The 23165-nt window shown below is 42.1% G+C and carries 18 protein-coding genes and 1 other annotated feature; of the genes, 17 read left to right on the top strand and 1 reads right to left on the bottom strand.

The window, feature by feature from the left end:
* Positions 1–320 precede the first annotated feature (320 nt).
* Positions 321–2756 carry a GH36-type glycosyl hydrolase domain-containing protein gene (locus LJE09_RS02590; RefSeq protein ID WP_055199792.1) on the top strand — a complete coding sequence of 812 codons (2436 nt, stop codon included), beginning with the start codon at positions 321–323 and terminating at the stop codon, positions 2754–2756.
* 96 nt (positions 2757–2852) lie between these two features.
* Here the strand turns inward: LJE09_RS02590 and thrS are convergent, their stop codons facing one another.
* Positions 2853–4814 carry a threonine--tRNA ligase gene (gene thrS, locus LJE09_RS02585; RefSeq protein WP_173700651.1) on the bottom strand — a complete coding sequence of 654 codons (1962 nt, stop codon included), beginning with the start codon at positions 4812–4814 and terminating at the stop codon, positions 2853–2855.
* 164 nt (positions 4815–4978) lie between these two features.
* Positions 4979–5206: a binding site (T-box leader), on the bottom strand.
* A 147-nt stretch (positions 5207–5353) separates the two neighbouring features.
* On the opposite strand from thrS, the gene hisC reads away from it, so the two are divergent.
* The 16 genes from hisC to mnmA all read left to right on the top strand — a co-directional run bounded on the left by hisC (position 5354) and on the right by mnmA (position 22977).
* Positions 5354–6409, top strand: a complete 1056-nt coding sequence (hisC, locus tag LJE09_RS02580) for a histidinol-phosphate transaminase (RefSeq protein WP_227310947.1) — start codon at positions 5354–5356, stop codon at positions 6407–6409.
* Between the two features lie 15 nt (positions 6410–6424).
* On the top strand, positions 6425–6925 hold the full coding sequence (locus tag LJE09_RS02575) for a COG2426 family protein (RefSeq protein WP_008706441.1): 501 nt from the start codon (positions 6425–6427) through the stop codon (positions 6923–6925).
* A gap of 438 nt (positions 6926–7363) precedes the next feature.
* Complete coding sequence (gene rho, locus LJE09_RS02570; RefSeq protein WP_161275948.1) at positions 7364–8761, top strand: transcription termination factor Rho; 1398 nt, start codon at positions 7364–7366, stop codon at positions 8759–8761.
* Between the two features lie 188 nt (positions 8762–8949).
* Positions 8950–9153 (top strand): 50S ribosomal protein L31, encoded by a 204-nt coding sequence (rpmE, locus tag LJE09_RS02565; protein WP_020993628.1) that lies wholly within the window; start codon positions 8950–8952, stop codon positions 9151–9153.
* Positions 9154–9227: 74 nt separating this feature from the next.
* The gene (locus tag LJE09_RS02560) at positions 9228–10196 is read left to right on the top strand and encodes a DUF1385 domain-containing protein (RefSeq protein ID WP_022380506.1); all 969 of its coding nucleotides are present in this window, start codon (positions 9228–9230) and stop codon (positions 10194–10196) included.
* Entirely contained in the window at positions 10193–11158 is a 966-nt protein-coding gene (prmC, locus tag LJE09_RS02555) for a peptide chain release factor N(5)-glutamine methyltransferase (RefSeq protein ID WP_173700649.1), read from the top strand. The genes LJE09_RS02560 and prmC overlap by 4 nt, the downstream gene beginning before the upstream one ends.
* Complete coding sequence (gene prfA / locus LJE09_RS02550; RefSeq protein ID WP_008706449.1) at positions 11151–12227, top strand: peptide chain release factor 1; 1077 nt, start codon at positions 11151–11153, stop codon at positions 12225–12227. Before prmC ends, prfA begins: the two co-directional genes overlap by 8 nt.
* An 80-nt stretch (positions 12228–12307) precedes the next feature.
* On the top strand, positions 12308–13225 hold the full coding sequence (locus LJE09_RS02545) for a nucleotidyltransferase family protein (RefSeq protein WP_173700647.1): 918 nt from the start codon (positions 12308–12310) through the stop codon (positions 13223–13225).
* 131 nt (positions 13226–13356) lie between these two features.
* On the top strand, positions 13357–14703 hold the full coding sequence (gene glmM, locus LJE09_RS02540) for a phosphoglucosamine mutase (RefSeq protein WP_008706453.1): 1347 nt from the start codon (positions 13357–13359) through the stop codon (positions 14701–14703).
* A 20-nt stretch (positions 14704–14723) separates the two neighbouring features.
* The gene (locus LJE09_RS02535) at positions 14724–15773 is read left to right on the top strand and encodes a tetratricopeptide repeat protein (protein ID WP_022380502.1); all 1050 of its coding nucleotides are present in this window, start codon (positions 14724–14726) and stop codon (positions 15771–15773) included.
* A gap of 24 nt (positions 15774–15797) precedes the next feature.
* Positions 15798–17033 (top strand): GTPase HflX, encoded by a 1236-nt coding sequence (gene hflX, locus LJE09_RS02530; protein ID WP_025579229.1) that lies wholly within the window; start codon positions 15798–15800, stop codon positions 17031–17033.
* A 216-nt stretch (positions 17034–17249) separates the two neighbouring features.
* Positions 17250–19628: a ribonucleoside triphosphate reductase gene (locus tag LJE09_RS02525; protein WP_008706456.1), complete on the top strand. Its 2379-nt coding sequence runs from the start codon at positions 17250–17252 to the stop codon at positions 19626–19628.
* A 34-nt stretch (positions 19629–19662) separates the two neighbouring features.
* On the top strand, positions 19663–20091 hold the full coding sequence (locus LJE09_RS02520) for an ACT domain-containing protein (protein WP_055058159.1): 429 nt from the start codon (positions 19663–19665) through the stop codon (positions 20089–20091).
* Between the two features lie 165 nt (positions 20092–20256).
* Positions 20257–20691 carry an RrF2 family transcriptional regulator gene (locus tag LJE09_RS02515; RefSeq protein WP_008706458.1) on the top strand — a complete coding sequence of 145 codons (435 nt, stop codon included), beginning with the start codon at positions 20257–20259 and terminating at the stop codon, positions 20689–20691.
* Positions 20692–20782: 91 nt separating this feature from the next.
* Entirely contained in the window at positions 20783–21712 is a 930-nt protein-coding gene (cysK, locus tag LJE09_RS02510) for a cysteine synthase A (protein WP_026648272.1), read from the top strand.
* A 182-nt stretch (positions 21713–21894) separates the two neighbouring features.
* On the top strand, positions 21895–22977 hold the full coding sequence (mnmA, locus tag LJE09_RS02505) for a tRNA 2-thiouridine(34) synthase MnmA (RefSeq protein ID WP_022380498.1): 1083 nt from the start codon (positions 21895–21897) through the stop codon (positions 22975–22977).
* The last annotated feature ends 188 nt before the right edge of the window (positions 22978–23165 follow it).

Genomic DNA, 23165 nt, shown 5'->3' with positions numbered 1-23165 from the left:
TCAAGTATTTTTGTTATATTTGTATAATTTGTCCCTGTTGCACAAAAAAGAATTTATAATAATTTATTAATTTCACAAAAAACAGGCTTTAATATAACGAAAAGTTTCGCAATGATCTTACGGAAGTTAAAATAACAGTTGTGAAATATTTTGACTGCTAAAAATGTAGTTGATTTTTTTGAAAAACTGAATTATACTGTGATAAATCCAATCTAAACTATATAATAAACATATAAATTCTGAACGTATTCGTTTTCGCAAGTCTGTTTTCGGCCTTTTCTTCACAAGTGTTTATTTATTCTTTTTAAGGAGGCTTTTCAATGAAATTCGGATATTTTGACGACAAGGCGAAAGAATATGTTATCACTACACCACATACACCATTACCCTGGATCAATTATCTGGGAAGTAATGATTTCTTTTCACTGATCTCCAACACCTGCGGAGGATATAGCTTTTATAAAGATGCAAAATTGTTGCGAATTACCAGGTACCGTTATAATAATATTCCTGCAGATTCCAACGGAAAGTATTATTATATTAATGATGACGGAGTAATCTGGAATCCGGGAACTATGCCGTCTGCAACAGAAACAGATACTTATGAATGCAGACATGGTCTTGGATACAGTCGCTTCTGTTCTTCGAAAAATAATCTAAAAGCAGAGCTTCTGGTTTTTGTGCCCTCTGATGCTTCATGTGAGATCAATTGTCTGAAACTGAAAAATAACTCTGAAACTGAAAAAAATATTTCTCTGTTCTCATACGTGGAATTCTGCCTCTGGAATGCAGTGGATGACGCATCGAACTTCCAGAGAAATTTAAGTATCGGAGAAGTGGAAGTACAGGGGAGTACGATTTATCATAAGACAGAATACAGAGAAAGAAGGAAACATTACAGTTTTTTTACAGTAAATACACAGGTGGACAATTATGATACCAACAGAGATGCTTTTCTGGGAGCAGGAAACGGGAATGCTTTTCCAGAAGCTGTATGTAAGAAAAAATGCAGTAACTCTATTGCAAGCGGATGGTATCCCATTGCTGCACATCAGATAGATCTGACTCTGCTGCCGGGAGAGGAAAAAGAATTTGTTTTTATGCTGGGATATTGTGAAAATCCGGCAGATGATAAATGGGAAGCTCCCGGAATTATCAATAAAACCTCTGCAAAAGCATTGATTGAAAGATTTAATACAATGGAAAAAGCGATGCAGGCCTTTGCAGAACTGAAAAATTACTGGGAAACATTGCTGGCACGCTTTGCAGTCGTCAGCGAGAACGAACATATTGACCGCATGGCAAATATCTGGAATCAATATCAGTGTATGGTAACCTTCAATATGTCCAGATCAGCATCTTATTACGAATCAGGAACAGGACGGGGGATGGGGTTTCGCGATTCTTGCCAGGATCTTCTGGGATTTGTGCATCTTATCCCGGAGCGGGCAAGGGAAAGGATTATTGATATAGCATCTACACAGTTTCCGGATGGAAGTGCATATCATCAGTACCAGCCGCTGACAAAACAGGGGAATCTGGATGTTGGAAGCGGATTTAATGACGACCCGTTATGGCTGATCGCAGCAGTAGCAGCATATATCAAAGAGACTGGTGATTATGGGATACTTGATGTGCAGGTACCCTTTGATTGTAAGAAGGGAACAGAGGTACCGCTTTTTGAACATCTGGAGAAATCTTTTTATTACACAGTAACCCATCTTGGTCCTCACAAACTTCCTCTGATCGGAAGGGCAGACTGGAATGACTGCCTGAATCTGAACTGTTTTTCCAGTGAACCTGGAGAATCCTTTCAGACAACAGGGCCGTCGGAAGGCCCTGTGGCAGAATCTGTATTTATTGCAGGTATGTTTGTGAAATATGGAAAAGAATTTGAGGAACTCTGTGAGCGGACCGGGCACACAGAACTTGCAAAAGAAGCAGGGAAAGCAGTGGATGAGATGTATCAGGCAGTGCTGGATAATGGATGGGACGGAGAATGGTTCCTGCGTGCCTATGATGCACAGTCTGAAAAGGTTGGTTCAAAAGAATGCGAAGAAGGAAAGATTTTTATTGAACCACAGGGATTCTGTGTTATGGCAGGAATCGGCAAGGAAGAAGGAATAGCAGAAAAAGCTCTGGACTCTGTGAATGAATTGCTGGAAACAAAGTATGGAATAATGATCCTTCAGCCGGCTTATACAAGATACCATCTGGAACTTGGGGAAATTACTTCTTATCCGCCTGGATATAAAGAAAATGCAGGAATTTTCTGCCACAACAATCCGTGGATTTCCATTGCGGAGACTGTGCTTGGAAGAGGAAACAGGGCATTTGAGGTTTATCGTAAAATATGTCCATCTTATATTGAGGAAATCAGTGATATTCACCGGACAGAACCATATGTATATTCGCAGATGATCGCGGGAGCTGATGCACCAGGATTTGGAGAGGCAAAAAACAGTTGGCTGACAGGAACTGCAGCGTGGACATTTGTAAACCTGTCACAGGCGCTTCTTGGTATTCTGCCAGGATATGATGGTTTGATCGTAGACCCCTGCCTTCCGGAAACGTTTGGCGATTTTAAAGTGAACCGTCATTTTAGAGGGGCGGATTATCATATTGAAATCCATAAACCGAAAGGTGTGCAGAAAGGAGTCAGATGGATTGAGGTAGATGGTGAGAGGATAAATGGAAACCAGATTCCTATGGTCAATGGCAGAAACGAATACCATGTAATTGTACAGATGGGATAAGTGATAAATAAAAGTCCCCACCCATTGCTTATTGCCTGATGCAATTAAAGCAGAGGGTGGGGACTTATTTGAACAGGTTAAAGTAAAATACCTGTTTTATTTATTTTCTTCCTGAACTTCGATTTTACGAATTGTCTTGTTTTTGATTTCTTCTTTGATGGATGTAAGGAATTCACCAAGATCTTTCATTCCTTCATCACCAAGGTAACGGCTTCTTACGGAAACCTTGCCTTCTTCTTCCTCTTTGGCACCGACGATGAGCATATATGGAACTCTTGCAAGACGTGCTTCACGAATCTTGTAGCCCATTTTCTCGGAACGCTGGTCAACGGAGCAACGGATTCCGTTTTCTTTTAACTGTGCTTCCACTTTGGCAGCATAGTCGTGGAATTTCTCAGAGATCGGAATTACACGAACCTGTTCTGGGCAGAGCCAGGTCGGGAACATACCTGCATATTTCTCAATCAGCCATGCCAGTGTTCTCTCATAGCATCCCATGGATGTACGGTGGATGATGTATGGACGCTGTTTTTCGCCATTTTCGTCGATATAGTACATATCAAACTGTTCAGCAAGAAGAGCATCCCACTGGATCGTGATCATTGTATCTTCTTTTCCGTATACATTTTTGGCATTGATATCAACCTTAGGTCCGTAGAAAGCAGCTTCTCCAACATCCTCTGTAAATGGAATGTTCAGTTCTTCAAGCATCTGGCGGATATGAGCTTCTGTCTGATTCCACACTTCTGCATCACCGATGTATTTCTCTTTGTTGTTCGGATCCCATTTAGAAAGGTGATAGGTTACGTCCTCTTCTACACCAAGAACCTGCAGGCAGTACTGTGCAAGTGCGATACAGTCTTTAAATTCTTTTACCATCTGGTCAGGTCTTACGATCAGATGACCTTCGGAGATCGTGAACTGACGTACACGTGTCAGACCATGCATTTCCCCGGAATCCTCATTACGGAACAGAGTGGATGTTTCACCGTAACGAAGAGGTAGATCACGATAGCTGTGCTGTTCTGCTTTGTATACATAGTACTGGAATGGGCATGTCATAGGACGAAGCGCAAATACTTCTTTGTCTGTTTCTTCGTCACCGAGAACGAACATACCGTCTTTGTAGTGATCCCAGTGACCGGAAATTTTGTAGAGATCACTCTTTGCCATTAACGGAGTTTTTGTTCTGATATAGCCACGTTTTGTCTCTTCGTCTTCAATCCAGCGCTGAAGCTCCTGCATCATGATCACACCGTTTGGCATGATAAGAGGAAGTCCCTGTCCGATCACGTCTACAGTTGTGAAGATTTTCATTTCACGTCCAAGTTTATTGTGATCGCGTTTTTTTGCTTCTTCCATCTGTTCCAGATGTTCTTTTAACTCATCCTTGGAAGCATAAGCTGTTCCGTAGATACGTGTGAGCATTGCGTTCTTTTCACTGCCTCTCCAGTAGGCGCTGGAGGAGGAGAGAAGCTTGAATGCTTTTACACCCTTTACGCTCATAAGGTGAGGACCTGCGCAGAGGTCTGTCCAGTCTCCCTGGGAATAGAAAGAGATTTCGGAGCCTTCCGGAAGATCTTCGATAAGTTCTACCTTGTATGGTTCATTTTTCTCCTGGAAGTATGCGATGGCATCTTCTCTTGATTTTGTGAAGCGTTCAATCTTAGCGCCTTTTTTGATGATCTTTTTCATTTCTTTTTCGATTGCATCCAGGTCATCACGGGAGAATGGAGGGCAGTCGAAATCATAGTAGAATCCTGTATCAATAGAAGGTCCGATAGCAACCTTTGCATCCGGGAATAAGGTCTGTACTGCCTGGGCAAGTACGTGGGATGCTGTATGGCGGAGAACTGCAAGTCCTTTTTCATCTTTTGCTGTCAGGATGTTTAATTCGCAGTCACTGTCAATAACTGTTCTCAGGTCTACAACTTCTCCGTTTACTTCTCCTGCACAGGCAGCACGTGCAAGTCCCTCGCTGATGTCGTAAGCAATGTCGATTACGGATTTTGCTTCAGCGTATTCTTTTTTTGAGCCGTCTTTTAATGTTACGATCATGATGATTATCTCCTTTACGTTAGTATGGATTTGTTATAGTTGCTGTTCACTGTTGATATCCCGCGGAGCGTGTTGCTGAGAACGGAGTGAACAGTAACAGTTTTTTGTACTGCGAAGGGGTAAAAGAAAGAATAAAAAAATCCCCTACAGTACGGTTAAATACTGTAGGGGACGAGATAACATTACTCGCGGTTCCACCCCGGTTGTTCTGATACATTACTGATGGATAAATCATCTGATCAGAACCGCTTCATTCGATGGTAACGGAATCACCGGACTGTATTAAAGTCACTCAGAGGTGGTCTTCGGCTGGTTCGCGATGAAATGCTTGCACCGGTATACATTTCTCTCTGTAACGTTCCTCAGCGTACTCTTCTCTTCAACGTTTTAATCCTTCTTATCTTTTCTGCCGCCTATTATAAACTTGCAAAGTGGGTTTGTCAATCAGTAAAATGCAAAAAGTTGATTTACGAAAATAGAGATTAATGTTATACTGACGAAAGTGAAAAACAATAAAAAACATGAAAGGAATCAGATAAATGAGCAGATGGGAAGAAAATATACGTAAAGTAATACCATATACACCAGGCGAGCAGCCCAATCAGCCGGATATGATCAAGCTGAATACCAACGAGAATCCGTATCCGCCGGCACCTGGAGTGGAGAAGGCGTTGAGGGAGATGGATACAGATACTATGAGACTTTATCCGGATTCTACAGCAGGAGAACTGGTACATGCCATTGCAAAGAATTACGGGCTGAAGGATGAACAGGTTTTTGTGGGAGTAGGTTCCGATGATGTGCTTGCCATGAGTTTCCTTACATTCTTTAATTCACAGAAGCCGGTTCTTTTTCCGGATATCACATATTCTTTTTATGATGTATGGGCAGACCTGTTTCGCATTCCATATGAGAGACCGGCACTGGATGAGAACTTTCATATAAGGAAGGAAGATTATTTCAGAGAAAACGGAGGAATTGTATTCCCGAATCCGAATGCGCCGACAGGTGTGGAGATGCCGCTGGAGGAAGTGGAGGATATTATCCGCCATAATCCTGATGTGATTGTGATCGTGGACGAGGCTTATGTGGATTTTGGTGGTCAGTCGGCGCTTCCATTGATTGAAAAATATGACAACCTTCTGGTCGTACAGACATTTTCCAAGTCGCGTTCTATGGCTGGGATGAGAATTGGTTTTGCGTGTGGAAATGAGAAACTGATCAGATTCCTGAATGATGTGAAGTATTCTTTTAATTCTTATACTATGGACCGTACAGCGATTGCTGCAGGTGTGGCGGCAGTTGAAGATAAAGCATATTTTGATGAGACATGTAATAAAATCATAGAGACAAGAGAATGGACAAAGAAAGAATTGAAGGCACTGGGATTCTCTTTTCAGGATTCTATGTCTAACTTTATTTTTGCTACGCATAAAACCTGCCCTGCGAAAGAACTTTTTGAGGCATTGAGAGGGCAGCATATTTATGTTCGTTACTTCCAGAAGGACAGAATTGACAATTTCCTTCGTATCACAGTTGGAACAAAGGAAGAAATGCAGAAATTTATTGATTTTTTGAAGGATTATCTGAAGTAAAAGTTAGGAGGTTTTATGGAAGCACTGGTACATTGGTTCTCGCAGAATCTGTCACAATATATTTCACCGGAAGGGGCAGTTTTTATTATTTCAATGATTCCGCTTTTGGAACTCAGGGGAGGATTGCTTGCAGCATCCTTACTTAAGATATCGGCTGCAAAGGCAATTCCACTGTGTATTGTTGGAAATATTATTCCTATTCCGTTTATTCTGTTGTTTATCAGACAGATTTTCAAGGTTTTAAAAAAGACGAAACTCTTTCGGGGACTTGTTATGAAATTGGAAGACAGGGCAATGAGAAAAAGTGATCAGGTAAAGAAATATGAGTTTTGGGGACTGATGCTGTTTGTGGGAATTCCGCTTCCGGGAACAGGGGCATGGACAGGATCTCTGATTGCATCTCTTCTGGAAATTGATATTAAGAAGTCCTCTCTGGCAATTTTTTGTGGCATTATTATGGCAACTGTCATTATGTATATTGTTTCCTATGGATTAGTGGGAAATCTGGTACATTAATTGTCTTCTTAAATAAGTGTTATTAATATCTGATTTACCGGAAATCCGGGGACATATTTTATGTCTCCGGATTTCTGCTTTTATGTCGATAATATCAGTTTTATGACGTATAAAACAGCTTGCCAATAATAAAGATTTGGAATAATATGGTATTGTCAATTATGAAGAAGGTGTGCTAAGATAAATATAAAGATACCGGTGTGCAGACAGGATTACTATAGGAATTAACTTGTCGACACAGGAGCAGGAGTATAATTTTCCTGCGATATGCATTGCTGCAGATCTGATATTCGTGTCACTTCAGACAGATTATCCCACTAACTGTTACAGGAAAAGTTAATAAAGAATAAATTACTCAGATATATAGGAAATCAGAAAAACAAAAATAAAAATAATTATCAATATTAACAATCAAAACAAAAAGCAGAGGATTATTTTATGAGAGAAAAGTATGAATCATTATCACTGGCAACTTTAAAGGATTTGGCAAAAGCCAGAGGATTAAAAGGGGTTTCAGCATTGAGAAAACCGGAATTGATCGAGAGAATGCTTCACGAAGATGAACTGGAAGGTGAGACAAAAAAACAGGAAACAGTCCGGGAGAAACCGCAGCAGAGTGAAGTGGAAGGTAACGGAGAGAGAATCCCCCAGTATAACAGAACACCGGAACGTACACAGTATCATGCCCCGGCAGAGACAGTACAGCTTGACAGTGGAGAGAGAGCAGACGGAATCCTTGAGGTACTTCCGGATGGATATGGGTTTATCCGATGTGAGAATTATCTTCCAGGGGAAAATGATATTTATGTATCACCTTCGCAGATACGCAGATTTAACCTGAAAACAGGTGATATTATTAAGGGGAATATCCGTATCAAGACACAGGGAGAGAAATTCAGTGCTCTGCTATATGTGACCTCTATCAACGGATTCCATCCCAGTGAAGGGCAGAGACGATATAATTTTGAAGATATGACACCGATTTTCCCAAATGAGAGGCTGATAATGGAAAGACCGGGTGGCACAGTTGCCATGAGGATCGTAGATCTGATCAGCCCTATCGGTAAAGGACAGAGAGGAATGATCGTATCTCCTCCGAAAGCCGGTAAGACAACTTTGCTGAAAGATGTGGCAAAGTCTATTCTGAGAAACAATCCGGACATGCATCTGATCATTCTTCTGATCGATGAGCGTCCTGAGGAGGTTACAGATATCAGGGAGGCCATCTGTGGCGATAATGTGGAAGTCATTTATTCTACATTTGATGAGCTTCCGGAACATCATAAACGTGTGTCTGAGATGGTAATAGAACGTGCACGTCGTCTGGTGGAACATAAAAAAGACGTTACAATTCTTCTTGATTCTATTACAAGACTGGCAAGGGCATATAACCTGATCATACCGCCCAGCGGACGAACTCTTTCCGGTGGTCTGGATCCGGCGGCTCTTCATATGCCGAAACGTTTCTTTGGTGCGGCCAGAAATATGAGAGAGGGCGGAAGCCTTACTATTCTTGCTACAGCGCTTGTGGATACGGGAAGTAAAATGGATGATGTAATTTATGAAGAATTTAAGGGAACCGGTAATATGGAACTGGTGCTTGACCGAAAACTGCAGGAAAAGCGGGTATTCCCTGCAATTGATATCCAGAAATCCGGTACAAGAAGAGAGGATTTGCTGCTGAGTAAAGAAGAACAGGAAGCGGTTTACATTATGCGAAAAGCCCTCAATGGAATGAAGTCAGAAGATGCGGTAGAACAGATCCTGAATATGTTTACCCGTACGAAAAATAATGCTGAATTTGTGCAGACTGTAAAAAAACAGAAGTTTATCTGAAACGTTGTAAAAAAACAGTTACTGTTCGCTCCGTTCTCAGTAACAAAAATATTAAATAAATTTTAAAATAAATTTTAAAATAACTTGCATTCCATGGGACGATATGTTATACTCATAAAGCTGTTTAATAGTAAATTCGTCAAATGAATACGAATAGAAAATAGAATCTTTACAGAGAGGTGAAAATCATGAGAGAAGGAATCCATCCTAATTATTATCAGGCAACTGTAACCTGCAACTGTGGTAACACATTCGTAACAGGATCTACAAAACAGGACATCCACGTAGAAATCTGCTCTAAATGTCATCCATTCTATACAGGTCAGCAGAAAGCAGCTCAGGCTCGTGGACGTATCGATAAGTTTAATAAGAAATACGGCCTGAACAAATAATCAGAATATAGTAAGAATTGAGAAGGTTGAGGTTGGGAAATCTCAGCCTTTCTTGTTTCTTTGGGAGAAATATAATGAAATCATCGAACATCGGCGGTCAGGCTGTAATGGAAGGCATTATGATGCGCCATAAGGATAAATATTCCATTGCTGTCCGAAGACCGGACAATGAGATTGAATTAAAAGTAGAAGATTACAAATGTGTATTCGGAAATGCAAAATTTCTCAAATATCCACTGATTCGAGGTGTGGTAAGCTTCGTGGATTCTCTGGTGGTCGGCACAAAATGTCTGATGTATTCAGCGGAGATTGCAGGGGATGAGGAGGACGAAGAGGATAAGCAGAAGAATGCTGCTCTTTCAGAAGAGGAGCTTGCTGCAAAAAAGGCAAAAGAAGATAAGCAGTTCAAATGGCTGTTATATGTGACAGTTGCTGTCTCAATCGTGGTATCAGTTGCCGCCTTTATGTTGCTGCCATACGCCCTTGCAAGTCTTTGCAGAAGGGTTGGCGCTTCGGAATTTGCAGTTACAATAGTTGAGGCATTTGTAAAGCTTGCATTGTTTATGGGATATATGCTTCTGATTTCCAGAATGAAGGATATTCAGAGAACATTTATGTATCATGGAGCAGAGCATAAGTGCATTAACTGTGTGGAACATGGACTGCCGCTTACGGTGGATAATGTTCTTGCAAGCTCCAGACTGCATAAGAGATGTGGAACCAGTTTTCTGTTTCTGGTTATGCTGGTTAGCATTTTTCTGCATTTTATTTTTGTATTGGTTCCGTTTTACTGGGTGAGACTGTTTGGAAGACTTCTTATGGTGCCGGTTGTAGCAGGAATATCTTTTGAGATTATTCAGTGGGCTGGAAGATCAGACAGCAAACTTGCTGACTTTTTCAGTAAACCGGGTCTGGCAATGCAGAAACTTACAACTAAGGAACCGACAGCAGATATGGCAGAGGTTGCGATCAGGGCTGTAGAGGCGGTTTTTGACTGGAAAGCATATCTGAAGGAAGAATTTGGAGTTGAAGCAGAACAATGAACGGAGAAACTCTGACAGGATTATTAAAAAAAGGACAGATGATCCTTGCACAGGCGGGGATTAAGGAAGCCGGGCTGGATGCCTGGCTTCTCCTGGAATATGTCACAGGAAAAAGCCGGGCGTATTATTTTGCATACGGAGAAGAAAGTGTCACAGAAAGTGCTGCTGAAAGATATCTGGAACTGATCAGCAGACGTGCGGGACACATACCGCTGCAGCATCTGACGCATCAGGCTTTTTTTATGGGGCATGAATTTTATGTGGATAAGAATGTACTGGTACCCAGACAGGATACGGAAACACTTGTGGAGTCCGCTCTTGAATGCATGAAAGCTGTGAAAAATCCATATATTCTTGATATGTGTACAGGATCCGGCTGTATTCTTATCAGTATTCTGAAGGAGAGAGCTGATGCACACGGAACAGGCGTGGATCTGTCAGATGAGGCACTGAAAGTGGCTGTGCGGAATGCACGGACACTGGAAGTGGCAGAGCATGCGGAATTCGTACAGAGTAATCTGTTTTCTGAAATGCAGAATACTGTGTACGGAACAGAGTATATGAAAAGGACTGTTGTAAAAGATACTGTAAAAATGACAGAATGCGAAAATAGTAATAGAAATTATAGCAGAGCTTATGATATGATTATATCAAATCCGCCATATATTCCTACAGCGGAAATTGAAGATCTTATGGATGAAGTAAAATTGCATGATCCGCGTATGGCGCTGGATGGTATGGAAGATGGACTTTATTTTTACAGGGCTATCACGAAACAGGCACAGGATCATCTTGTTCCGGGTGGTTGGCTTTTATATGAAATCGGATGCAGCCAGGGAGAAGATGTGGCAGCTCTTTTGCGGAAATATAAATTTGAAGATATTGAGATAAGGCAGGATCTGGCCGGGTTGGACCGGGTGGTTCTGGGGCGAAAGAAATTACAGGAGGATAAATATGTTTGATAAATTAGACGATCTGCTCATTCGTTTTGAAGAGGTGCTTAATGAGCTTGGAGAGCCGGGAGTTACCGATAATCAGGAACATTTTCAGAAGCTGATGAAAGAGCAGAGCGATCTGCAGCCGATAGTAGATGCTTACCGGGAGTATAAGAAAAACAAAGAAACGATACAGGACAGTCTTTCCATGCTTGAGGAAGAGAAAGATGAAGATATGCGGGAAATGCTGAAGGAAGAACTGTCTGAGGCAAAGAAGAATGTAGAGGAACTGGAGCATGAACTTAAGATCCTTCTTCTTCCGAAAGATCCTAATGATAACAAGAACGTTATTGTGGAGATCCGTGCAGGTGCAGGTGGGGATGAAGCTGCCCTTTTTGCAGCAGAGATTTACCGTATGTATGTGAAATATGCAGAATCCCGCCGTTGGAAAACAGAAATGATGAGTCTCAATGAGAACGGAATCGGCGGATTTAAGGAAGTAACATTTATGATCACAGGTGCAGGTGCTTATTCCAGACTGAAATATGAAAGTGGTGTACATCGTGTACAGCGAGTTCCGGAAACAGAATCCGGCGGACGTATCCATACCTCTACCTGTACAGTTGCTATTATGCCAGAAGCAGAGGAAATCGATTTCCATCTGGATATGAATGACTGTAAATTCGATGTGTTCCGTGCATCCGGAAACGGCGGACAGTGTGTCAATACAACAGACTCTGCTGTGCGACTGACACATATTCCTACCGGAATCGTAATTTCCTGCCAGGATGAGAAGTCACAGCTTAAGAATAAAGATAAAGCACTGAAAGTTCTTCGCTCCCGTCTGTATGAGATGGAGCTTGCCAAACAGCATGATGCTGAGGCTGAGGCAAGAAGAAGCCAGATTGGAACAGGTGACCGTTCAGAGAAGATCAGAACTTATAATTTTCCACAGGGCCGTGTGACAGACCACAGAATCAAACTGACACTGCACAGACTGGAGAATGTTCTGAACGGGGATCTGGATGAGATCATTGACAGTCTGATCGCAGCAGATCAGGCAGCAAAATTAAGTAATCTTCAGGATGCGGAATAGAATATTGCGGAGAGGGTATGTGACAGAAGATGACTGAAAAAGTATTGATATGAGAGAAGAATGTCAGGAGGAAAATATTTATGCAGAAAACAGCACTTGTAATTATGGCGGCAGGAATCGGAAGTCGTTTTGGAAAAGGAATCAAGCAGCTTGCACCGGTGGGACCATGTGGAGAGATTATTATGGATTATTCCATCCACGATGCGCTGGAAGCCGGATTTAACAAAGTAGTGTTTATTATCCGTAAAGATCTGGAAGAAGAGTTTCGCAGAGTGATCGGCGAGCGTATTGAGAAAATTACGGAAGTAGAATATGTATTCCAGGAGCTTGATGATCTGCCGGAGGGATTTACGAAACCGGCTGACCGCATGAAGCCCTGGGGAACCGGACAGGCTGTACTTGCTGCAAAGAAGGTTCTGGATGAGCCATTTATTGTTATCAATGCAGATGATTATTATGGAAAAGAAGCTTATGTGAAGGTGCATGATTATCTTGTGCAGGAACAGCCAAAGGACGGAAAACTCCATATCTGTATGGCCGGCTTCAGGCTTGGAAATACATTGAGCGATAATGGAAGTGTTACCAGAGGAATCTGTCATATTAAGAATGGACAGCTTACAGGTGTGACAGAGACACATGATATATTTAAGACTGCCACAGGTGCAGAGTCAAGAAATGCAGACGGAAGTGTGCAGGAACTGGATGTAAAGGATCTGGTGTCCATGAATATGTGGGGACTGACACCGGACTTTATGGAGATTCTTGAGAAAGGATTTGCAGAATTTCTCAGTGGACTCGCACCGGAAGATACAAAAAAGGAATATCTGCTTCCGGAGTTAGTTGACCATCTGATCAAAAATAAAAGTGCTGAAGTTGATGTCCTGGAGACAAAGGACACATGGTTTGGTGTAACCTATCAGGAAGATAAAGAAACAGTAATGAGAGCATTTAAAAATCTTACAGAAGCGGGTATATATCCTCAGGGACTTTATCAATAAGTTAAGCAGATATCTGCAGCTTTCGCAGGAGACATGTCTGATCTGATTAAAAGCAGTTTTGGGTGTGATCCGGGAAATACAGTATGCAGTGCAGAAACAGAGGATATTGTAAAAAGTAAAGGAGAGCAACTATGGGAAAATATTTTGGAACAGATGGATTTCGTGGAGAAGCAAATGTTAAACTGACAGTAGATCATGCATTTAAGGTGGGGCGCTACGTAGGCTGGTATTATGGAAGAGACCATAAAGCTAAGATTGTTATTGGAAAAGATACAAGAAGAAGCAGTTATATGTTTGAATATGCACTTGTTGCAGGTCTGACAGCGTCCGGTGCAGATGTATATCTTCTTCATGTAACGACGACCCCAAGTGTTTCCTATGCAGTACGTACAGAGGATTTTGACTGTGGTATTATGATCTCCGCAAGCCATAATCCATTCTATGATAATGGTATCAAACTTCTCAATGGAAACGGACAGAAGATTGAAGCGGAAGTAGAAGCAAGGATTGAAGCATATCTGGATGGCCTGATCGAGGATCTTCCTCTGGCAACTAAAGAAGATATTGGACGCACTGTGGATTTTGCTTCAGGAAGAAATCGTTATATCGGACATCTGATTTCTATTCCAAGCAGGGATTTCAAAGGCATTAAAGTAGGGCTTGACTGTGCAAACGGAAGTTCTTCAGCTATTGCAAAGAGTGTATTTGAGGCACTTCAGGCAAAGACTTATGTGATCAATAACCAGCCGGATGGTACAAATATCAATACAAACTGTGGCTCTACCCATATTGAAGTCCTGCAGAAATATGTTGTGGACAATGGACTGGATATCGGTTTTGCTTATGATGGTGATGCAGATCGCTGTATTGCTGTTGACCATAAGGGAAATGTGGTCGACGGTGATAAGATTATGTATGTATGTGGAAAATATCTCAAGGAGCAGGGCAGATTAAAAGATGATACAGTAGTAACCACTGTTATGTCAAACCTCGGTCTGTACAAATCTCTGGAGAGAGAGGGTATGAAATATGAGCAGACTGCAGTAGGAGATAAATATGTGGCAGAGAATATGATGGAGAATGGATACAGCCTTGGCGGCGAGCAGTCCGGACATATTATTTTCAGCCGTTACGCTGCAACAGGTGATGGAATCCTTACTTCTCTCATGGTAATGGAAGCGTGTGTAGAGAAGAAAGCAACTCTGTGTGATCTGGCAAGGGAAATGAAGGTTTATCCACAGCTTCTCAGAAATGTCCGGGTGGCAGACAAGAAGACTGCGAGAGAGAATCCGAAGGTAGTTGCTGCTGTAGAGGAAGTTGCAAAGAAACTGGGAAGTGATGGGCGTATTCTGGTACGCGAGAGTGGCACAGAGCCATTGATTCGTGTTATGGTAGAAGCCGGAACAGATGAACTCTGCCTTGAGAATGTTGATCATGTAGTAAAGGTAATGGAATCCGAAGGATTGCTCATTGACTGATTTACTGGCAAAGGAATTACATGTATAATAGAAAAAAAAGATTATTTCTGACTGCTGTCTGCTTAAGCCTTGGACTTCTGACAGGCTGTAATGTGGGAGATACGAAGAATTATAAACAGGCTGCACAGGATCTGGAACAGGGAAATTATGAGGCAGCACTTGAAGAATACGAGACAGCAATTTCTGAAGGAGTGAAGCCTGCACAGTCGTACAGAGGTGCAGGCGTAGCAAAACTCAAGCTTGGAAACTATGAAGAAGCCATAACATATTTCAATGATGCGCTTAAATGTGACAAAGTTGGCAAAGCATTAAAGAAAGATATTCTGTCGTATAGAGCTGTGGCTTATCTCAAAGTAAAGGATTATGAGGCAGCGCTGGAAGACTGCCAGACTCTGGCAGAAAACTATAAAATGGATGCGGATCTGTACTTCCTTACGGGAGAAACAGCATTGGCCATGGATTCCTATGAGGAAGCTTCTGCTAATTTTGAACAGGCCTACGGCGAAGATGCAACTTATGACAGAGCTATCCAGATCTACGGGGCATATCTGAACAGGGATATGGAAGCAGACGGAACCCGTTATCTGGAAGCTGCTTTGTCAGGAACTGCAAAAAATGCAGAGGATCATTGTGACCGTGGCAGAGTTTATTATTATATGGATGATTATGAAAATGCTGAAAGTGAACTGAAACAGGCCATAGACGGCGATAATACGGAGGCACTGGTTCTGCTTGGTATGGTATATATGGATAAAGGAGACAGCGCAAATGCAAAAGCAATGTTTCAGCAGTATGTATCACAGGCAGAAAACGGAGCCAAAGGATTTAACGGACTTGCACTGTGTGATATAGAGGATGGGGATTATGACAGTGCCCTTTCTGATATAGAAAGCGGAATCCATGTGGCAGGAGCGGAGGATATGCAGAGTCTGCTGTTTAATGAGATCGTAGTCTATGAGAAGAAACTGGATTTTCAGACTGCTTTGCAGAAAGCACAGGAATATCTGGAATTATACCCAGAAGATAAAACTGTTAAGAAGGAACTTGCATTTCTTAAAACGCGTGTGTAATATCCATCTGACTGAGGAGAATTTATGGAAGAATTTGGAAAGCTTGAAGAACGGGTGGTTCTTGTGGGAGTGCAGACGGATGATCATGATAATGTGGAAGAATCCCTGGATGAACTGAAGGAGCTTGCATCAACTGCGGGAGCTGTTACAGTGGGAAGAATCATTCAGAATCGTGAGTCTGTGCATCCCGGAACTTATATTGGAAAAGGAAAGATAGAGGAAGTACGTGCACTGGTATATGCTATGGATGCAACCGGAATTATCTGTGATGACGAACTTTCTCCTGCACAGCTGAATAATCTGGAGCGGGAACTGGACTGTAAGGTGATGGACAGGACATTATTGATTCTGGACATTTTTGCAGCGAGAGCTATAACCAGTGAGGGTAAAATACAGGTAGAGCTTGCACAGCTTCGCTACAGATCTGCCCGTCTGGTCGGTCTCAGGGAATCTCTTTCCCGTCTGGGAGGTGGAATCGGAACCAGAGGTCCGGGAGAGAAAAAGCTGGAGACAGACCGTCGTCTTATCCGTACAAGGATCTCTGCTTTGAAGCAGGAATTATCCCAGGTGGAGAAACACAGGGAACTGATCCGTTCCAGCCGGGCCAGAGGCAATATGAAGACTGCTGCGATCGTAGGATATACAAATGCGGGAAAATCTACACTGCTGAACACACTGACAGGCTCAGAGGTTTTATCAGAGGATAAACTGTTTGCTACACTGGATCCAACTACCAGACTTTTAAATTTGAAGGACGGACAGCAGATTCTTCTCACAGATACGGTTGGATTTATCCATAAGCTTCCGCATCATCTGGTCGAAGCATTCAAGAGCACATTGGAAGAGGCCAAATATGCAGATTATATTATCCATGTGGTAGATTCTTCCAATCCGCAGGCAGAGATGCAGATGCATGTGGTATATGAGACATTAAAAGAACTGGGAGTGATGGGAAAGAAGATCATCACACTCTTTAATAAGCAGGATGCGCCGGGGGCATGCGTACTGCGAGATTTTAAATCGGACTATACGCTGAAGGTCTCTGCAAAGACAGGCGAGGGTCTTGCAGATCTGAATGATCTTCTGGAGAAGCTTCTTGCTGAAGAACAGATTTATGTGGAGCGCCTTTTCCCTTATCAGGAAGCAGGAAAAATCCAGCTGATCCGCGAATATGGGCAGCTTATCTCAGAGGAATACACAGAGGAAGGGATTGCTGTGAAGGCAAGGGTGCCGAAAGAAATCTACGCCAGAGTTGTATAAAAAAATATTTTGAAAAATAAGAAAATACCATATATTGTGCCTTTTGCGAAAATGAGGAACATTATGTGGTATTTTTGCGTGTTGACGAACCGGTGATACTCTGATACAATGAACCTACAGTGTTACTCAGAGCAAAGTGGACAGTAACGACAGAAATATCTCCGGTAAGAATATGCAGGAGAAACAGATTAACAAGAGAAAATGGGGGCATTAGATATGTTTCAGGTAGTAAAACGTGATGGCGAAGTGGATGAGTTTAAAATAGGCAAGATCACAGCGGCTATCCATAAAGCCTTTGATGCAAAAGAGAAAAATTATAGCGAAGAGATGATTGATCTCTTAGGGCTGCGTGTTACTTCTGATTTTCAGAAAAAGATTACAGATAATAAGATTACAGTAGAAGAAATTCAGGACAGTGTGGAGAATGTGCTGATCCAGGCCGGATATGCAGATGTGGCAAAAGCCTACATTCTTTACCGCAAGCAGAGGGAAAAGGTTCGTAACATGAAGTCAACGATTCTGGATTACAAAGAAATCGTAAACAGTTATGTGAAGGTTGAGGACTGGCGTGTAAAGGAGAACTCCACAGTTACTTATTCAGTTGGAGGTCTGATCTTAAGCAACTCCGGTGCAGTTACTGCAAATTACTGGCTGTCTGAGATTTATGACAATGAAATCGCAGATGCACACAGAAATGCAGATATTCATATTCATGACTTGTCCATGCTGACCGGATATTGTGCAGGATGGTCACTGAAACAGCTGATCCAGGAGGGACTTGGCGGCATTGAAGGCAAGATCACATCTTCACCTGCAAAGCATCTGAGTGTTCTCTGCAATCAGATGGTAAACTTTCTTGGGATTATGCAGAATGAATGGGCCGGAGCGCAGGCTTTCTCATCCTTTGATACTTATCTGGCACCTTTTGTCAAGGCAGATAATTTAAGCTATCCGGAAGTGAAGAAATGTATTGAGTCTTTTATTTATGGAGTCAATACCCCAAGCAGATGGGGAACACAGGCACCTTTCTCCAACATTACGCTGGACTGGACAGTACCGGATGATCTTGCAGAGCTTCCGGCTATCGTAGGCGGAAAGAATATGGATTTCAAGTACAAAGACTGCAAAAAAGAGATGGATATGATCAATAAGGCATTTATTGAGACCATGATCGAGGGGGATGCCAACGGACGCGGGTTCCAGTATCCTATTCCGACCTATTCCATAACAAATGAGTTTGACTGGTCTGATACAGAGAATAACCGCCTTCTTTTTGAGATGACATCCAAATATGGAACACCGTATTTCTCAAACTATATTAACAGTGATATGAAACCAAGTGATATCCGCAGTATGTGCTGCCGTCTGCGTCTGGATCTGAGAGAACTCCGCAAGAAGAGCGGTGGTTTCTTCGGATCAGGAGAGAGTACCGGTTCTGTGGGGGTAGTAACTATAAATATGCCGCGTATCGCATATCTTTCCAAGACACCGGAAGAGTTTTACAATCGTCTGGATCGCTTAATGGATATTTCCGCACGTTCTCTGCATATTAAACGTGAAGTAATTGGTAAGCTGCTGGATGAGGGATTATATCCTTATACAAAGAGATATCTTGGAAGCTTTTCCAATCATTTCTCTACCATTGGACTGGTGGGAATGAACGAGGTTGGTCTGAATGCCCGCTGGCTGGGAAAAGATATGTCTGATGAGCGTACGCAGAGGTTTACAAAAGAGGTTCTTCTTCATATGCGGGAACGTCTGTCCGATTATCAGGAGAAGTACGAAGGAGAACTGTTTAATCTTGAGGCAACTCCTGCTGAATCTACTGCCTATCGTCTGGCCAAACATGACAGAAAACGCTGGCCGGATATTAAGACTGCAGGCAAGGAAGGGGATACTCCTTATTATACAAACAGTTCTCATCTTCCGGTTGAATATACCACAGATATTTTTGATGCACTGGATATTCAGGATGATCTGCAGACGCTTTATACATCAGGTACTGTATTCCATGCATTTATCGGTGAGAAGCTTCCTGACTGGAAAGCAGCAGCAGCACTGGTACGTAAGATCGCAGAGAATTATAAACTGCCGTATTATACGATTTCGCCGACCTATTCTGTATGTAAGGAACATGGCTACATCAGCGGAGAGCATTTCACTTGTCCGAAATGTGGTAAGAAGGCGGAGGTTTACAGTCGTATCACAGGATATTACAGACCTGTACAGAACTGGAATGACGGTAAAGCACAGGAGTATAAGAACCGTACGCTTTATGATGTGATGCATTCAGATATCAGAAAAATACAGCCGGTTCATGCCAGTGTAGTTACTGTGACTAAGGATGATGTGAAGATAGAACCTGTGGCATCACATAAATACCTGTTTACAACCAGTACCTGTCCGAACTGCAGAGTGGCGAAGAAGATACTGGAAGGCAGGGAGTTCGAGATTATTGATGCGGAGAAGAATCCGGAGATGGTGAAGGAGTTTGGAATTATGCAGGCTCCGACTCTGGTGATCACAGACGGTGAGCATATGACGAAATATGTAAATACATCCAATATTAAGAAATATGTGGATGAGGGATTATAAAGATACTGAGAGAGTTGACCGGAGGATAAAAGAGATGATCAAACAGAATGTTGTATTTGTGGAAAATAAAGCAGGAAGTCTGAAAAGAGTGACAGGGATACTTGCAGATAACGGGATTAATATTTATGGATTTGCATGCTTCGATGCACCGGAGTTTGCAATCTTCCGTATGATCTGCAACGATCCGGATAAAGCGGAAATTGTTTTAAACAGGAGTGGATATATGAATCGTATTACACAGGCGATCGTAGTTGATATGAAAGATCAGGTAGGCGGTCTGGATGAACTCCTGAAAGTAGCATCAGACAGTAATGTAAGTCTTGACTATATTTATACTTCTTTCCACAGAAAAGATCTCATACCTGTAGTAATTCTTCAGACGGAGGATGGTGCAGTGACAGAATGCATTCTTAAGAATAATGGATTTAATGTATTTACTTCAGCAGAAGAACTGGAAAAATAATACTGTATAAGACAGTGAGAGAATCACAGGACTGGGGATGGTTCTGTGATTTTTTGTATATTCATATAGGAAAGTTGAATACATCTTGACTATATAACTGGGAATACTATATAATAAAAGAAAACAATGATAATCCGACGAAATTTAATTAGGAGGTTTTGAAAAATGCAGATTTCTACAAAAGGAAGATATGCTCTGAGACTTATGCTTGATCTTGCAGTTCATAATACAGGAGAACTGGTCAAGATCAAAGATATTTCTGCGAGGGAAAATATTTCAGAAAAATATCTGGAACAGATTATTTCATCATTAAAGAAGGCGGGATATGTAAAGAGCCTGAGAGGGGCACAGGGCGGTTATATGCTTGCCAGAGAGCCGGAAACATATACGGTGGGAACTATTCTGAGACTGACAGAAGGCAGCATGAAGCCGGTAGCCTGTCTGGAGGACGAACCGAATCAGTGCAGCAGAGCCGGGGAATGCGTCACACTCCGTCTCTGGAAGATGCTTGATGAAGCTATTGAGGGAGTACTGGATAAGGTTACATTGCAGGATCTTAAAGACTGGTATGAAGAGATGGGAAATGATTATGTAATTTGATTTTCCCTCTTGACAACAGTGGATTTATAGAATATTATGTATATAACATATAATTCATATATACTTAGTATGAAATAAGGAGGACGAACTCATGGCAAAAATCTATAAAAATGCAGCGGAACTGGTTGGAAATACTCCTCTCCTTGAGGTTGGAAATCTTGAAAAAGAGCTTGGGCTGGAAGCGAGAATACTTGTGAAGCTTGAGTATTTTAACCCGGCAGGAAGTGCCAAAGACCGTATCGCCCTGAGTATGATCGAAGACGCTGAAGAGAGAGGCGTTCTGAAGCCTGGCGCAGTGATCATCGAGCCTACATCAGGTAACACCGGAATCGGTCTTGCTTCTCTTGCTGCAATCAAAGGATATAGAGTGATACTTACGATGCCTGAGACAATGAGTGTTGAGAGAAGGAATATTCTGAAAGCATACGGTGCAGAAATCGTATTGACAGATGGAACAAAAGGTATGAATGGCGCAATCGCCAAAGCAAACGAACTTGCGAAGGAATATGAGAACAGTTTTATTCCGGGACAGTTTGATAACCCTGCAAATCCTGCGATCCACAAAAAGACCACAGGTCCGGAAATCTGGAGAGACACAGACGGACAGGTAGATGTTTTTGTGGCAGGTGTTGGTACAGGCGGAACGATCACCGGTGTTGGTGAATATCTGAAATCCCAGAATCCTGACGTGAAAGTAGTGGCAGTAGAGCCTGCAACTTCTCCTGTACTTTCTCAGGGAAAGAGCGGTCCGCATAAGATTCAGGGAATCGGTGCGGGATTTGTTCCGAAGGCATTAAATACAGAGGTTTATGATGAGGTTTTTCCGGTTGAGAATGAGGATGCTTTTACAGTTGGCAAGCTGATCGCCAAACATGAGGGAATTCTTGTTGGTATTTCTTCCGGTGCGGCTCTCTATGCGGCAATCCAGCTGGCTAAGAGACCGGAGAATAAAGGAAAAACAATCGTAGCTCTTCTTCCGGATTCCGGTGACCGTTATTATTCTACTCCATTATTTGTGTAAAATAAAAAAGCCCTTTTTAGGGCTTTTTTTATTTTACATAAATGTGTTAGAATAGATATGCTGTACAAATGATTTTTATGTAACTGTTCAGTATTTTGCAGAACAGCTATCATAACATAAATAAAATTATCATAAACAATAATATTCCGTGTAATCGGATCACAGAACAGGATGGAATAAAAATGAGAAAAGCAATTATCGCAATGAGCGGCGGAGTGGACAGCTCTGTGGCAGCTCTGCTTACAAAGGAAACCGGTGATGAATGTATCGGTGCTACCATGAAATTATTTCACAATGAGGACATAGGAGTAAAGAGAGAGAAAACCTGCTGTTCTCTGGATGATGTGGAGGATGCCAGAAATGTCTGCTACAGAATGGGGATCAGGTACTATGTTTTCAACTTTTCCGAGAGGTTTAAAGAGGATGTTATGGACCGCTTTGTGGATGCCTATGAGCATGGAGCCACGCCAAATCCCTGCATTGACTGCAATCGTTATCTGAAATTTGACAAGATGTTTCAGAGAATGCGTGAACTGGAGTATGATTATATTGTAACCGGACATTATGCACGTGTGGAATATGATGAGGAGAAGAACCGTTACTTATTAAAGAAAGCTGTGGATGATACGAAGGATCAGAGTTATGTGCTTTATATGCTGACACAGGAGCAGCTTGCGCATATTTCCCTGCCTCTTGGCGGGCTTCGCAAAACGGAAGTGCGTGAGATCGCAGAGAAGCATGGCTTTGTTAATGCCAGAAAGCATGACAGCCAGGATATCTGTTTCGTACCGGACGGTGATTATGCAAAGTTTATTGAACAGTACACAGGACGTAAATCAATCCCGGGTGATTTTGTAGATACAGAAGGAAACATTCTTGGTAAACATAAAGGAATCATCCACTATACACTTGGCCAGAGAAGAGGACTTGGTATTCCGGCAGCATCCAGACTGTATGTGTGTGATATTTCTCCAAAGACCAATCAGGTGGTTCTGGGAAATAATGAGGATCTTTTCCATTCGGAACTGACTGCAACAAAGGTCAATCTGATTTCCTGTGAATCTCTGAAGGAGCCAATGAGACTGAAAGCAAAGATCCGTTACCGTCATCCGGAGCAGGAGGCCGTAGCATGGCAGACGGAAGATGGAGTACTGCACGTGCGTTTTGATAAACCACAGAGAGCTATCACCAGAGGGCAGGCAGTTGTGTTATATGATGGTGATATCGTTGTAGGCGGCGGCGTGATTGAAAATTGTATTAAATGACAGATCATCCTTGTCTTTCGCATTTTGTCGGACTGTCTTATCTGCACTGTTTTTTGGAAACGTTATAGTTATTAGCTATTAAACGCTATAGAAAATTTCCTATTGACGTACTAGGAATTAAATGGTAATATACAACTATGCTAAATCATATCAAACAGATATGAAAAGCGTAGAAACAAAAATGACTT

Source organism: Blautia sp. DFI.3.45 (assembly GCF_020593505.1).
Lineage (GTDB): Bacteria > Bacillota > Clostridia > Lachnospirales > Lachnospiraceae > Blautia_A > Blautia_A wexlerae.
This window is presented reverse-complemented; position numbering and strand designations above follow the sequence as displayed.